At 73.1% G+C, this 13,072-nt stretch carries 11 protein-coding genes and 3 pseudogenes; 4 read left to right on the top strand and 10 right to left on the bottom strand.

The window, feature by feature from the left end; all coding sequences use genetic code 11:
* Nucleotides 1-725: DMT family transporter (locus tag FNX44_RS15645; protein ID WP_143648866.1), on the top strand; the 725-nt coding region annotated here is incomplete at its 5' end.
* A 65-nt stretch (nucleotides 726-790) separates the two neighbouring features.
* Complete coding sequence (locus tag FNX44_RS15640) at nucleotides 791-997, top strand: DUF1918 domain-containing protein (RefSeq protein ID WP_143648865.1); 207 nt, start codon at nucleotides 791-793, stop codon at nucleotides 995-997.
* 71 nt (nucleotides 998-1,068) lie between these two features.
* Here FNX44_RS15640 and FNX44_RS15635 read toward each other — a convergent pair whose 3' ends face one another.
* Nucleotides 1,069-2,310 (bottom strand): glycoside hydrolase family 10-like protein, encoded by a 1,242-nt coding sequence (locus FNX44_RS15635; protein WP_143648864.1) that lies wholly within the window; start codon nucleotides 2,308-2,310, stop codon nucleotides 1,069-1,071.
* 297 nt (nucleotides 2,311-2,607) lie between these two features.
* On the opposite strand from FNX44_RS15635, the pseudogene FNX44_RS15630 reads away from it, so the two are divergent.
* Nucleotides 2,608-3,462 (top strand): annotated as a pseudogene (locus tag FNX44_RS15630) (3-hydroxybutyryl-CoA dehydrogenase); the annotation flags it as partial.
* Nucleotides 3,463-3,467: 5 nt separating this feature from the next.
* Here FNX44_RS15630 and pheT read toward each other — a convergent pair.
* The 7 genes and pseudogenes from pheT to infC all read right to left on the bottom strand — a co-directional run bounded on the left by pheT (nucleotide 3,468) and on the right by infC (nucleotide 11,053).
* Nucleotides 3,468-5,993: a phenylalanine--tRNA ligase subunit beta gene (pheT, locus tag FNX44_RS15625; protein ID WP_143648863.1), complete on the bottom strand. Its 2,526-nt coding sequence runs from the start codon at nucleotides 5,991-5,993 to the stop codon at nucleotides 3,468-3,470.
* On the bottom strand, nucleotides 5,993-7,141 hold the full coding sequence (gene pheS, locus FNX44_RS15620; protein WP_143648862.1) for a phenylalanine--tRNA ligase subunit alpha: 1,149 nt from the start codon (nucleotides 7,139-7,141) through the stop codon (nucleotides 5,993-5,995). The genes pheT and pheS overlap by 1 nt, the downstream gene beginning before the upstream one ends.
* A 188-nt stretch (nucleotides 7,142-7,329) precedes the next feature.
* The gene (locus FNX44_RS15615) at nucleotides 7,330-8,532 is read right to left on the bottom strand and encodes a sensor histidine kinase (RefSeq protein ID WP_143648861.1); all 1,203 of its coding nucleotides are present in this window, start codon (nucleotides 8,530-8,532) and stop codon (nucleotides 7,330-7,332) included.
* Between the two features lie 63 nt (nucleotides 8,533-8,595).
* On the bottom strand, nucleotides 8,596-9,453 hold the full coding sequence (locus FNX44_RS15610; protein ID WP_143648860.1) for a TrmH family RNA methyltransferase: 858 nt from the start codon (nucleotides 9,451-9,453) through the stop codon (nucleotides 8,596-8,598).
* Between the two features lie 146 nt (nucleotides 9,454-9,599).
* Complete coding sequence (rplT, locus tag FNX44_RS15605; RefSeq protein WP_143648859.1) at nucleotides 9,600-9,983, bottom strand: 50S ribosomal protein L20; 384 nt, start codon at nucleotides 9,981-9,983, stop codon at nucleotides 9,600-9,602.
* A gap of 113 nt (nucleotides 9,984-10,096) precedes the next feature.
* A complete protein-coding gene (rpmI, locus tag FNX44_RS15600) occupies nucleotides 10,097-10,291 on the bottom strand; it encodes a 50S ribosomal protein L35 (RefSeq protein WP_143648858.1) in 195 nt (64 codons plus the stop codon).
* A gap of 128 nt (nucleotides 10,292-10,419) precedes the next feature.
* Nucleotides 10,420-11,053 (bottom strand): annotated as a pseudogene (gene infC, locus FNX44_RS15595) (translation initiation factor IF-3).
* A gap of 403 nt (nucleotides 11,054-11,456) precedes the next feature.
* Here infC and FNX44_RS15590 point away from each other — a divergent pair.
* On the top strand, nucleotides 11,457-11,819 hold the full coding sequence (locus FNX44_RS15590; protein ID WP_143648856.1) for a DUF1844 domain-containing protein: 363 nt from the start codon (nucleotides 11,457-11,459) through the stop codon (nucleotides 11,817-11,819).
* A gap of 193 nt (nucleotides 11,820-12,012) precedes the next feature.
* Here the strand turns inward: FNX44_RS15590 and FNX44_RS15585 are convergent, their stop codons facing one another.
* Together FNX44_RS15585 and FNX44_RS28055 are read right to left on the bottom strand one after the other, a co-directional pair.
* Nucleotides 12,013-12,783 carry an SseB family protein gene (locus tag FNX44_RS15585; RefSeq protein WP_143648855.1) on the bottom strand — a complete coding sequence of 257 codons (771 nt, stop codon included), beginning with the start codon at nucleotides 12,781-12,783 and terminating at the stop codon, nucleotides 12,013-12,015.
* A gap of 79 nt (nucleotides 12,784-12,862) precedes the next feature.
* Nucleotides 12,863-13,072 (bottom strand): annotated as a pseudogene (locus FNX44_RS28055) (hypothetical protein); the annotation flags it as partial.

The raw sequence follows: 13,072 nt of genomic DNA, 5'->3' as shown, positions 1-13,072 counted from the left end.
GGTTGGCCGTCGTCGCGGGCGGGGTGGTGGTGGGCTTTCCGCTTCTGACGGCGCTCGCCCTGGAGACCTCCAGCACCGCGCACGCCGCCGTGGTCGTCGGCCTGTTGCCGCTGACCACGGCCGCCTACGGCGCCTGGCGGCGCGGCACCCGGCATCCGGCGGCGTTCTGGCTCGCGGCGTCGGGGGGCGCGGTACTGGTGGCCGGGTTCGCCCTGTGGGAGAGCGGCGGTGGCCTGTCGCCGGCCGATCTGCTGCTGTTCGGCGCGCTGGTGGTGTGCGCGGCCGGGTACGGCGAGGGCGGGCGGCTCGCCGAGGAGATGCCGGGCTGGCAGGTCATCGGCTGGGCGCTGGCGCTGTGCCTGCCGCTGTCGCTGCCGGTGGCGGTGCTCGCGATGGCCGTGGAGCCGGACGGTCGGCTCACCGCGCGGACGGTGGTGGGTCTCGCCTGGCTGGTGCTGGGTTCGCAGTGTGTCGGGTTGATGGTCTGGTACCGGGGGATGGCGGTGATCGGCGTCGGCCGGGCGAGTCAGCTGCAGTTGGCGCAGCCGCTGCTGACGTTGCTGTGGGCTGTGCTGCTGCTCGGCGAGCGGATGTCGCCGCTCGCGCCGCTGACCGCGCTCGGCGTGCTGGCGTGCATCGCGGTGACCCAGCGGACGGCGGGAGGCGGCGCCGGGCCGACGGTGGTCCGGGTGCGCCGGCTGGGCAGCGGCGGGCAGCGGTCCTAGACTTCGAGGGGTACTCGAATCGGCACATTCCACCCGTAGGCAACCGTGTGACAGGAGGGCCCGCCATGCGAGCCGAGGTAGGCGACAAGCTTGTGGTGCACGGCCGGGTCGTCGGCCAGCACGACCATGTGGCGGAGATCGTGGAGGTTCTGGGCGAGAACGGCGAGCCGCCCTTCAGGGTGCGTTTCGAGGACGGGCACGAGTCGGTGATGTCACCGGGCCCGGACTCGGTCGTGAGGCACCCCGCGGACGGCTCCCCCGCCGGTTCCTGACCGCGCCGGTCCGCCCGCCGGGCGGCTCCCCCGGCTGACCCGCCCGGCCGCCGTCGCGCGCGAGACGGCGCTCAGCGGTAGTGGTCCCGCACCACCTGGGTGATCGCGCCGATCGGGTCGGCGGCGACGTGCTTGGCGGAGAAGAACACGTTGCCGCGCACCTGCCGGTGCTCCCGGCAGAACGTGAGGTGCCGGGAGAGTTCGGCCGGGTCGTGCCAGGCGTCCGGCTGGGCCGGGTCGGCCACCTTGTAGGCGGCCTCGCCGATGTACAGCCTGACTCCCGTGCCCTTCGCCACCTCGTTCCACCAGGGCACCAGTTCGCGGTAGTCGGCCGCGCGGAAGCCCATGTGCCAGTAGACCTGCGGGACGACGTAGTCCAGCCAGCCCTCCCTGACCCACTTGCGGGTGTCGGCGTACAGGTCGTCGTAGGTCTGCACGCCGGCGGAGGTCCGGGAGCCGGCGGGGTCGGTGGAGTGGTTGCGCCAGACGGCGAAGGGGCTGATGCCGAAGGCGACCTTCTTGTGATCGCGCAGCCGCTTCCGCATTCCCAGGACCAGTTGGTCGACGTTGTCCCGCCGCCAGTCGGCCCGGGAGGTGAAGTCGCCGCCGTGGTCACGGAAGGCGTCGTCGTCGTCGAACCGCTGGCCGGCGACCGGGTAGGGGTAGAAGTAGTCGTCCCAGTGGACGCCGTCGACGGCGTAGTTCTCCACCGCGTGGTACATGGCGTCCAGCACGAACTCCCGGACCTCGGGCAGCCCGGGGTTGTAGTAGAGCTTGCCGCCGTAGGGGACGGCCCAGGTGGGGTTGCGCCGGGCGGGGTGGGTCCCGACCAGGCGTTCACGGTCGGCGTGGTTGGCGACCCGGTAGGGGTTGAACCAGGCGTGCAGTGCGAGACCGCGCGCGTGCGCCTCCTCGACCGCGTAGCCGAGCGGGTCCCAGCCGGGGTCCTCGCCCTGCGTCCCGGTGAGGTACACCGACCAGGGCTCGTGCGGCGAGGGCCACAGCGCGTCGGCGGCGGGCCGCACCTGGAGGAAGACGGTGTTGAGTCGTCTGCGTACTGCCGTGTCCAGGAGATCCCGCAGCTCGCGGCGGTGGGCGGCGGCGTCCCGGCCGGGAGCCTTCGGCCAGTCGATGTTCTCCACGGTCGCCACCCACATGCCGCGCATCGACGTGCTGCGGCCGCGCCGGGTGGCGGCACCCGCGGTGGTCTCCGTGCCCGTCGCCGCCGCCGGCCCGCCGGACGCCGTGCTCAGCGCGCCGGTCAACGCGCCGGCCGCCACGGCCGCGAACGCCCTGCGTGTGATCCGCCCCATCCTGCCCCCTCGGTCCGAGGTCGTTCCCTGTGAAGGTCGCCGCTTCGAAGGTCCACGCCGCTTCGAAGGTCCACTCCGCCACCGCCGCCGACCGACGGTGCCCGGCGCGTGACGCAGAGCACAGCATGCCGGTACCGGGGCTGGGAAGGGCGCAGGACACGGAATGCGTCGTTCCGGGCGGGAACGCGGGGCCGGGGATCACTCCGACGGCCCAGGCGGGGTAACGTCGTGCGGCGAGGCGCGGTGGCCGTGAACCGGTCGCGCGCCGCGGACCGGAGAATCAGCGAAAGGCACGATGTGACCGACATCGAACGCGTCGGAGTGGTGGGCTGCGGCCAGATGGGCGCCGGCATCGCCGAGGTGTGCGCGCGCGCCGGGCTTGAGGTGAAGGTCGCCGAGACCACCGGCGACGCGCTGGAGCTGGGCCGTACCCGCCTGGTCAACTCCCTCGACCGGGCCGCGGAGCGCGGCAAGATCTCCGAGGCGGAGCGGGACTCGGCCGTGGCACGGCTGACGTTCACCACCGACCTCGGCGAGTTCCACGACCGGGACCTGGTCATCGAGGCGGTCGTGGAGAACGAGCAGGTGAAGACGGAGATCTTCCAGGTGCTCGACCAGGTGGTGACCCGGCCGGACGCGATCCTGGCGTCCAACACCTCCTCGATCCCGCTGGTGAAGCTGGCCGTGGCGACCTCGCGCCCGGACCAGGTCATCGGCATCCACTTCTTCAACCCGGCGCCGGTGCAGCAGCTCGTCGAGCTGATCCCGGCGCTGACCACCGGCGAGGGCACGATCGCCCGGACCGAGGCCGTGGTCGGCAAGGTGCTGGGCAAGCACGCCATCCGCGCCCAGGACCGGTCGGGCTTCGTGGTGAACGCGCTGCTCATCCCGTACCTGCTGTCGGCGATCCGGATGTTCGAGGCCGGTACGGCCAGCCGTGAGGACATCGACAACGGCATGGAGCTGGGCTGCGCCCACCCGATGGGTCCGCTGAAGCTGGCCGACCTGATCGGCCTGGACACCGTCGCGTCGGTGGCGCACTCGATGTACGAGGAGTTCAAGGAGCCGCTGTACGCCGCGCCGCCGCTGCTCCAGCGCATGGTCGAGGCGGGCCGGCTGGGCCGCAAGACGGGCGCCCCTCTGTTGTCCTACCCGCCTCAGGCGCCGCGCAGTTCGGCGCCGGTGCGGGTGGCGGCGGCGGTCACCGCGGCCTCCCGGGCGGCGCCGGCCTCCTCGGCCGTCAGCGTGCGGTCCTTGGCGCGGAACCGCAGCGCGTACGCGAGCGACTTCCGGCCCTCGCCGAGCTGTTCACCGGTGTAGACGTCGAACAGCCGCAGTGACTCCAGCAGTTCACCGGCCCCCTCGCGCAGCGCGGCCTCCACGTCGGCGGCCGGCACGGCGGCGTCGACGACCAGCGCCACGTCCTGGGTGGCGACCGGGAAGGTCGACACCTCCGGCGCGGTGACCGGTCCGCCGGCGGCCTTCTCCAGCGCGTCCAGGTCGAGCTCCATGGCGCTGGACCGAGCCGGCAGGCCGAACGCCTTGGTCACCCGGGGGTGCAGCTCACCGGCGTGGCCGACGACCTGCTCGACGCCGTCGATCTCGACGCTGAGGCGGGCGCAGCGACCCGGGTGCCACGGGCCGTACTGCCCCGCGGCGATCCGCAGCTCGGCCCCGGCCTCGCGGGCGACCGTGCGGGCCGCCTCGACCGCGTCCGCCCACATCGCCGGACGGCCCTCGCCCCACCAGCCGGGCAGCTCGCGGGCGCCGGACAGCACGACGGCGACGTGCCGGGGCTGGGCGGGCAGCGCCGCGTCCAGCTCGGCGACCTCGTCGTCACTCGGCCGCCGGTCCACCGGCAGGCGGACCGCGTGGCCGCCCTCCTCGCGGGGGTGGAAGACCAGGCCGGTCTCGAAGAGCGCCACGTCGTGGTTGCCCCGGCCCTCGTTGCGGCGCAGCGCGCCGAACAGGCCCGGCAGCAGCGTGGTGCGCAGCTCCGGCTCCTCGTCGGAGAGCGGGTTCTGGATGCGCACGGTGCGGCGGGCCGGGTCGTCGGCGGCGAGCTGGAGCCGGTCGAAGGCGGCGTCGCCGACAAACGGGTAGCTCAGCGCCTCGGTGTAGCCGGCGCCGGCGAGCGCCCGGCCGACGCGGCGGTGCAGCCGCTGCCGCCCGGTGAGGCCGCGACCGGCCGGCGGGCGGGGCAGGGTGGAGGGAAGCGACTCGTAGCCCTCCAGCCGGATGACCTCCTCGGCCAGGTCGTTCGGCTCGTTGAGGTCGGGCCGCCAGCTGGGCACGGTGACGGTCAGCTCGTCGGCGCCGTAGACGTCGCAGCCGACCTGCTGGAGGCGGCGTACGACGGCCTCCCGGCCGTAGCTCATCCCGGCCACCCGGTCGGGGTGGTCGGCGGCCATCCGGATCGTGCGCGGGCCGCCCGGGGTGGCGATCTCAGTGACGCCTGCCTCGGCGCTGCCGCCGGCCAGCAGGACGAGCAGGTCGACGGTGCGCTGGGCGGCCGCGGAGGCCGCCTGCGGGTCGACTCCGCGCTCGAAGCGGCGGGACGCCTCGGAGCCGAGCTTGTGGCGGCGGGAAGTGCGGGCGATGGCGATCGGGTCGAAGTGCGCGGCCTCGATCACGATCTCGCGAGTGCCGGTGACCTCGCCGTTCGCCGCGTCGACGGCGACGTCGGCGATCTCGGTGCCGGCGCCGCCCATGACACCGGCGAGGCCGATGGGGCCGGACTCGTCGGTGATGACCAGGTCCTCGGCGTCCAGGACCCGGGTGACGCCGTCGAGCGTGGTCAGCTTCTCGCCGGCCTCCGCGCGCCGCACGCCGATCGTGCCCTGGACGCGGGAGCGGTCGTAGGCGTGCAGCGGCTGGCCGAGTTCGAGCATCACGTAGTTGGTGATGTCGACGGCGAGCGAGATCGGGCGCATGCCGGCCTTCTGCAGGCGGCGCTGCAGCCAGATCGGCGAGCGGGCCTCGGGGTTGACGCCGGTCACCGCGCGGGCGGTGAACCGGTCGCAGCCCGCGGCGTCGGCGACCTCTACGGCGGGGCCGTAGTCGTTGGGGGCGGGCACGTCCAGCAGCGCCGGGTCGCGCAGCGGCACGCCGTAGGCGATGGCCGCCTCACGCGCCAGGCCGCGCATGGACAGGCAGTAGCTGCGGTCCGGGGTGACGGCGATGTCCAGCACCTCGTCGACCAGTTCCAGCAGCTCGATGGCGTCGGTGCCGACCTCGTACTCGGGCGGCAGCACGATGATGCCGTCGTGGTCGTCGGAGATCCCCAGCTCGGAGGCGGAGCAGATCATGCCCTCGGAGACCTTGCCGTAGGTCTTCCGCGCGGCGATCTTGAATCCGCCGGGCAGCTCGGCGCCGGGCAGCACGACGACGACCTTGTCGCCGACGGCGAAGTTCCGGGCGCCGCAGATGAGGTTCTGCGGCTCACCGGTGCCGTTGGCCTCGCCGACGTCGACCTGACACCAGCGGATCGGCTTCTTGAACTCGGTCAGCTCCTCGATGGCGAGGACCTGGCCGACCACCAGGGGGCCCTTGAGGCCCTGGCCGAGCTGCTCGACCGTCTCGACCTCCAGGCCGGCGGCGATCAGCTTGGCGGCGACGTCACGGCCGGTCTGCCCCTCGGGCAGCTCGACGTACTCCCGCAGCCAGGAAAGCGGGGCGCGCATCAGATCTCCATCCCGAACGGCCGGGTGAAGCGCACGTCACCCTCGACCATGTCTCGCATGTCCTCGACGTTGTGGCGGAACATCAGCATCCGTTCGATGCCGAACCCGAAGGCGAAGCCGCTGTACTTCTCCGGGTCCACCCCGCAGGCCACCAGCACGCGGGGATTGACCATGCCGCAGCCGCCCAGCTCGATCCAGCCCTCGGAGGAGCAGGTCCGGCAGGGCCGGTCCGGGTTGCCCACCGACTCGCCGCGGCAGACGTAGCAGACCATGTCCATCTCGGCGGACGGCTCGGTGAAGGGGAAGTAGTTCGGCCGCAGCCGGGTCTTCATGCCGTCGCCGCCGAACAGGGCCTGGACCATGTGGTCCAGGGTGCCCTTGAGGTCGGCCATGGTGAGGCCCTCGTCCACGGCGAGCAGTTCCACCTGGTGGAAGACCGGTGTGTGGGTGGCGTCCAGCTCGTCGGTGCGGAAGACCTTGCCCGGGCACACCACGTACACCGGCGGCTCGCGGTCCAGCAACGAGCGGATCTGCACCGGGGAGGTGTGGGTGCGCAGGACGACGCCGGACTCGCCCTCGGCGGAGCCGGAGTCGATCTCCTGCGGCCGCTCACCGTGGATGAAGAAGGTGTCCTGCATGGTGCGGGCGGGGTGGTCGGGGTGGAAGTTGAGGGCGTCGAAGTTGAACCACTCCGCCTCCACCTCGGGGCCCTCTGCCACCTCGTAGCCCATGGCGACGAAGACGTCCTCGACGCGCTCCATGAGCGTGGTCAGCGGGTGCCGCCCACCGGCGGGGACGCGGTCGTGGGGCAGGGTGACGTCGACCGCCTCCTGCACCAGGACGCGCTCGTCCCGCTCGGCCTCCAGCACCGTCTGGCGCTCCTTGAGCGCCTTGGAGACGACGCCGCGCGCCTGGCCGACCCGCTTGCCCGCGTCCGCCTTGGCGTGCGGGGGCAGGGCGCCGATCTCCCGGTTGGCCAGGGCCAGCGGGGAGCGGTCTCCGGCGTGCGCGGCCTTGACCTCCTTGAGCGCGTCCAGGTCGCCGGCGGCGGCGATCGCGGCCAGCGCCTCGTCCCGCGCCCGCTCGACCGCTTCCGGTTTCAGTGCTTCGACCTCGACTGGGTCGTACGACTTGTTGGGTGCCGACATCTCTTCCCGTACTTCCGATTGGCTGGCTCGCGCGTGCCCGAGGGCCCCTCGCCCAGCCGACACGATCTTCGTTCGCGGGTGGTCTGAGCTGCGGGTGCCGAAGAACGAGTCTACGGGGCGGCGCGCGGTGACTGGTCTGCGGCAAGCCCGCGGGCCGCGCTCCGGTGTGCTGCTCCGCCCCGTGGGGGTCAGGCGAGCGCCGCCGGGGTGCCCACGGGCAGGGTAAATCGGAACTCGGCGCCGCCGGAGGCGGACCGGCCGACGGTGATCGTGCCGCCGTGGGCCTCCACGATGCCCTTGACGATGTACAGGCCGAGCCCGGTGCCGCCGCGCTTGCTGCCCCGCCAGAAGCGGGTGAAGACGCGGCCCATCGACTCCTCGGGGATGCCCGGGCCCTCGTCGCTCACGGTGACGGTTGTCCCTTCCTGGCCGCGTCGGTGTGCGGCGTCGGGGCCCGCGGGGGCGGCCGGCGCCACCTCGATGGTGACCGATCCCTCGCCGTGGCGCACGGCGTTTTCCAGCAGGTTGGCCAGCACCTGGTCGATCTTGTCGGGGTCCGCCCACAGGGTGGGCAGAGGGGCGGCGACCTCGATCCGGAAGCGCTCGGCGGGGATGCCGGCGGCGACGTGCGCCTCGACGTGGCGGTGCACGGCGGCGGCCACGTCCAGCGGCTGCCGGCGGACCTCCAGCCGTCCGGAGTCGATACGGGAGATGTCCAGCAGTTCGGCGATGAGGCGGGTGACCCGGTTGGCGTCGGCGTCGACCGTCTCCAGCATGAGCCGCTTCTGGTCGTCGGTGAACCGCTCCCACTTGGCCAGCAGCGTGGCGGTGAAGCCCTTGACGGAGGTGAGCGGGGAGCGCAGCTCGTGGGCGACGGTGGCGATCAGCTCGGCCTGGCAGCGTTCGGTGCGGCGGCGGGCCTCGGTGTCGCGGAGGGCGACGACCAGCCGGTGCAGCGGCCCGGTGGGGTGCCTGCGTACGTAGGAGGCGGAGACCAGCACCTCGCGGCCGCCGGGCAGCAGCAGGTTCCGCTCGGGTTGGCGGGTGCGGGTGGCCAGGCCGTTGAAGGGGTCGGTCAGCTGCCACCAGCGGCGGCCTTCCAGGTCCTCCAGCGGCAGCACGGTCGCTATGTGCCGGCCGAGCGCGTCGGCGGGGCGGACGGCGGTGATGCGGGCGGCGGCTGCGTTGAAGCACAGCACGACGCCGTCGGAGTCGGCGACGACCAGCCCGTCGGGGAGGTCGTCGGGCGAGACACCGCCGTGGTGGGCCGCGTCCTGGTGGGCCGCGTCCCGGGCTCCGTCCTGGTGGAGCGTGCCGAACGGTACGGGCGGCACGTCGTGGCGGCGGGCGGAGTCCGCCCGGTCGGCGCCTTCGGACGTCCTGACGTCCATCCCCTCTTCACCCCCAGTGCCGTACGGCCCGGGTTCCACGGGCCCGCAGGTCAGCTCACCCTACTAGGTGGAGGTGACGGAACGGCACCCTCCGGCGGCACGCTGTGCCCGGGCGGACGCGTAGAGGCAGACGGCGGCGGCGGTGGCCAGGTTGAGGCTTTCCGCCCGCCCGTGGATCGGAACGCGCACCACCTCGTCCGCGAGTGCGCGGGTCTCCGCCGGCAGCCCCCAGGCCTCGTTGCCGAAGATCCAGGCGGTGGGGCCGCCCATGGCGCCCCGGTCGAGCTCTTCGTCGAGGTCGCTCTCGCCGGCGCCGTCGGCGGCCAGCACGCGCAGCCCCGCGGCCCGCAGCCCGCGCACGGCTTCCTCGACCGGTACGCCGACGGCGACCGGGAGGTGGAAGAGCGAGCCGACGGAGGCGCGGACGGACTTGGGGTTGTAGAGGTCCACCGAGGCGTCGGTGAGCACCACGGCGTCCGCGCCGGCGGCGTCGGCGCAGCGCAGCACGGTCCCGGCGTTGCCGGGGTCGCGGACGTGGGCGAGGACGGCGACCAGCCGGGGCCGGGCGGCGAGCACGTCGTCGAAGGAGGTGTCGAGGAAGTGGCAGACCCCGATGAGTCCCTGCGGGGTGACCGTCTGGGAGATCTCGGCCATCGTGGCGTCCGAGGCGGTCAGCACCCGGGCCCCGGCTGCCCGGGCGGCCTCGACGACGTCGGCGTACCGTTCGGCCGCCTCCGCGGTGGTGAACAGCTCGACGAGCGTGCCGCGGCCTTCGGCGTCGCGGTGGTCGACCGCCTCGCGCACGGCCTGCGGGCCCTCGGCGAGGAACCGCCGTTCCTTGGCCCGGACGTTGCGGCGGGCCAGCCGGCGGGCGGCGGCGACGCGCGGGTTGCGCGGGGAGATCGGCTCGTCGGTGCCCATGGGTGCGGCGTACTCGCTTCTGCGTCGGCGTTGGCGGGATCGGGGGCGTCGGGTGACTCGGCGTTCGGACGCGGCTGACCCGCAGGCGTTCGTGTCGCCTGCGGGTCAGATCACGCTGTTGTCCGGCGCTGCCGTCGTCGGGCCGATCAGGCGGCCTTCGGAGCGTTGACGTCGCTCGGCAGGGCCTTCTGGGCGACCTCGACGAGCGCGGCGAACGCGTTCGGGTCGTTGACCGCGAGGTCCGCGAGGATCTTGCGGTCGACGGCCACCTCGGCGGCCTTCAGACCCTGGATGAAGCGGTTGTAGGTGATGCCGTTGGCGCGGGCCGCCGCGTTGATCCGCTGGATCCACAGCTGGCGGAAGTCGCCCTTGCGCTTCTTCCGGTCGTTGTAGTTGTAGACGAAGGAGTGGGTGACCTGCTCCTTGGCCTTGCGGTAGAGGCGGGAGCGCTGGCCGCGGTAGCCGCTGGCCTGCTCCAGGATCGCCCGGCGCTTCTTGTGGGCGTTGACCGCCCGCTTGACGCGTGCCACGTGAAAACTCCTTGTAGCGGGGTCGGGGTTGACTCACCCGACCCGGAAATCGATGGGGTCCCGGTCTGGGTCGTGTCCCGGTGCGCGCTGGTGGCCGCTCCGGAACAGCCGACTCACTTGCCGAGAAGCTTCTTGATCTTCTTGGCGTCGGCCGGAGCCATCTCGACCTTGCCCGCAAGGCGGCGCGTCAGCGTCGACGGCTTGTGCTCGAGAAGGTGGCGGCGGCCGGCACGCTGGCGCATCACCTTGCCGGAGCCGGTGAGCTTGAAGCGCTTGCTCGCACCACTGTGCGTCTTGTTCTTCGGCATGTCGCCGTTCTCTCCTCGTCGGTGGCGTTTCCGCCCGGGGCCCCGGTTCTTGCGAACCGGCAGGCGGAAACGTCAGCTGTTCGGTTGGTTCTCCGGCGGCCGGACGGGTCCGGCGCCGGACGGGAGGCTCACGCCTCGGCGGAATCCTCCGGGGACTCGCTGCCCCGCAGACGCTCCGCCTTGCGGGCGGCCTGCGCCTCGCGGGCCTCGGCCATGGCCTCGGTCTTCTTCTTGTGCGGACCGAGGACCATGATCATGTTCCGGCCGTCCTGCTTCGGGTTCGACTCCACGAAACCGAGCTCCTGGACGTCCTCCGCGAGCCTCTGCAGCAGTCGGTAGCCCAGCTCGGGCCGGGACTGCTCACGACCGCGGAACATGATCGTGATCTTGACCTTGTCACCCTGCTTGAGGAACCGGACGACGTGACCCTTCTTGGTGTCGTAGTCGTGCGGGTCGATCTTCGGCCGGAGCTTCATCTCCTTGATGACCGTGTGCGCCTGGTTCTTGCGCGCCTCACGGGCCTTCATGGCCGACTCGTACTTGAACTTCCCGTAGTCCATGAGCTTGCACACGGGCGGTCGCGCGTTCGCGGCCACCTCGACGAGGTCGAGATCGTACTCATTGGCAAGCTCCAGTGCCTTCGCGAGCGGCACGATGCCGACCTGCTCGCCACTGGGACCGACGAGTCGCACCTCGGGGACGCGAATCCGGTCGTTGATACGGGGCTCGGCGCTGATGAGGCCTCCTCGGTAAGCACCACACGGTTGCCTGGCGGACAGCCGCGTAACGTCTGTGTTCGTGGGACCGCCCCGCTGGGAGCCGTGACGCGCAAAACGCCCCGGACGGGGACACAGGCAGGGCTCCTACAGACGGAGCACCGCCACGATCACCGCGGGGCGCAGTCTGACCTCGTGACCCGCCGACTGGAAGTCGATCGGGTGGGAGCTGTGTGGAGCCTCCACTTGCGGGTCGGGCACTACGGCACCCGACCGGTCGAACTCCATCGTACACGAGCCCGAGCCCCGCTCACGCCGCGATCCCCGCGGCCCCACGGCGGCGGCGCCGGCCCACTCGCCTAGGCTGGCCTCCGTCCCATCCTCCCACCGGGACGGCCTCCCCTCCCGCCGGGACGGCCGGCCGTCCCAGCGCACAGACGAAGAGAGCCATGAGCGACGCCACTCCGCAGGACCCCCGGCCCGGCTTCGAGGCCATGACCCGAGACATCGCGGACGTGCCCGCGGTCGAGGTGATCACCACCGTGGCGGTGCACCTGATGAGCTCGGCCGCCGTCAACCTCGGCCTCGCCGAGGACGGGGAGCAGCACAAGGACCTCGACGAGGCCCGCAAGCTCATCCACGCCCTCGCGGGTCTGGTCACCGCCAGCGCCACCGAGATCGGCTCCTACCACGCGGCTCCGCTGCGGGACGGTCTGAAGTCGCTCCAGCTGGCATTCCGCGAGGCGTCGCTGGTGCCGGACGAGCCGGGCCAGGGCCCGGGCGAGAAGTTCACCGGCCCGGTCTACGGCTGACCCCGCGCCGAGCGGTCTCCCGGAGCGTCGGCCCCCGGCGCGCCGTGCCGGCCGGGGCGCTGAGCTGCGCCACCGCGAGGTGATCGCGGCCACGTGCGTGCGGTGGACCTGAACCTGCGGACCCGGCGTGCGGACCGACATGGGCGACGGCGACAACCGGCCCGCCGGCGAACCCGCTTCCGGCGCCGCCCTCCTAGGACCTGCCGCCGCGGTCCGCCGGGGCGTTCCGGCGGTCGAAGAGCGGGTCGCCGGGCAGCTCGCCGTCCGGCGGCAGCAACGCGAGCTGGAGGCCGCGTACGAGGCGTTCCCGCAGCAGTTCGTCGGCTGCGAGGGCGTGCGCCACCGCGCCACCGGTCTCAGCCGGTGGCGCGGTCGGGGCCAGCCGCAGCGCGAGCACGCCGTCGGCGTCGCCGCCCGGGGTGAGGGTGGCCGCGTCGACGCCGTGCTGGTCGGCCAGCAGGGCGCGCAGGGCCGCGCGGACCTCCGGGTCCTCGGCGGGCGGGAGTGCGGCGTCCCGGCCCTGGGCGAGCGCGCGCAGGGCGGGACCGGTGAGCTGGTAGGTGACCGGGCCGGCGAGGTCGAGCACCAGGGTGTCGGCCCCCTCGTGGAAGGTCGCCTGGAGGGCCTGTCCGAGGGCGACGGCGACCGGGCGGGCGTCGGGGCGCCAGCGGGCGAGGGTGTCGGTGGAGGTGAAGGCGGGCAGCGCGCGCCGCCCGCCCGGCGCGTTGAGCGTGGGTACGGCCATGTCGCTGGTCTTCTCCCGGCGCAGGCCGTCCGGGCCGGTCTCCACCTCGCCCAGCACCGCGACCACCGGGACCAGCAGGCGGGCCCCGGACAGCAGCCGCAGCAGCTCCGGTTCGGTCGTCGGGTCCTTCTGCCAGGCGGCGAGCGCCGCCGTGAGCCGGGGGTCGGCCGAGCCGTCGTCCCCCGCGTACCCGGGGTCGGGGATGTTCTTGAGCGCCACCCGCAGAGCCTATCGCCGTGGCCGCGGCCGCCGGTCGGCCGGTAGGGGCCGGGCCGGTATCGGCGCGGTTCCGTCGATGTCAGGCGGCCGGGGGCGGCGCCACGCCGTACTCCGGCAGTTCCCGCGGTTCACGGCGGCGGCCGCCGGTGCGGTAGAGCACGATCGCCCCGCCGACAAAAAGCGCGCCGAGGACTCCGGCCGCCGGCGCCAGCCACCCTGCCGGGGTGGCGCTCGCGACCGGGCCGCCGCCGAAGTGCTCCTCGGGGTAGGGCTCGGGGCTGGGGTGGTG

Origin of the sequence: Streptomyces alkaliterrae (genome assembly GCF_007097205.2) — a bacterium.
Taxonomy (GTDB): Bacteria; Actinomycetota; Actinomycetes; order Streptomycetales; family Streptomycetaceae; genus Streptomyces; species Streptomyces alkaliterrae.
This window is presented reverse-complemented; position numbering and strand designations above follow the sequence as displayed.

Bases quoted from the DNA above. Each gene is read 5' to 3' on its own strand.
- FNX44_RS15640 (WP_143648865.1), top strand. From the start codon at position 791: ATGCGAGCCGAGGTAGGCGACAAGCTTGTGGTGCACGGCCGGGTCGTC.
- FNX44_RS15635 (WP_143648864.1), bottom strand. From the start codon at position 2,310: ATGGGGCGGATCACACGCAGGGCGTTCGCGGCCGTGGCGGCCGGCGCG.
- pheT (WP_143648863.1), bottom strand. From the start codon at position 5,993: ATGCGCGCCCCGCTTTCCTGGCTGCGGGAGTACGTCGAGCTGCCCGAG.
- pheS (WP_143648862.1), bottom strand. From the start codon at position 7,141: ATGTCGGCACCCAACAAGTCGTACGACCCAGTCGAGGTCGAAGCACTG.
- FNX44_RS15615 (WP_143648861.1), bottom strand. From the start codon at position 8,532: ATGGACGTCAGGACGTCCGAAGGCGCCGACCGGGCGGACTCCGCCCGC.
- FNX44_RS15610 (WP_143648860.1), bottom strand. From the start codon at position 9,453: ATGGGCACCGACGAGCCGATCTCCCCGCGCAACCCGCGCGTCGCCGCC.
- rpmI (WP_143648858.1), bottom strand. From the start codon at position 10,291: ATGCCGAAGAACAAGACGCACAGTGGTGCGAGCAAGCGCTTCAAGCTC.
- FNX44_RS15590 (WP_143648856.1), top strand. From the start codon at position 11,457: ATGAGCGACGCCACTCCGCAGGACCCCCGGCCCGGCTTCGAGGCCATG.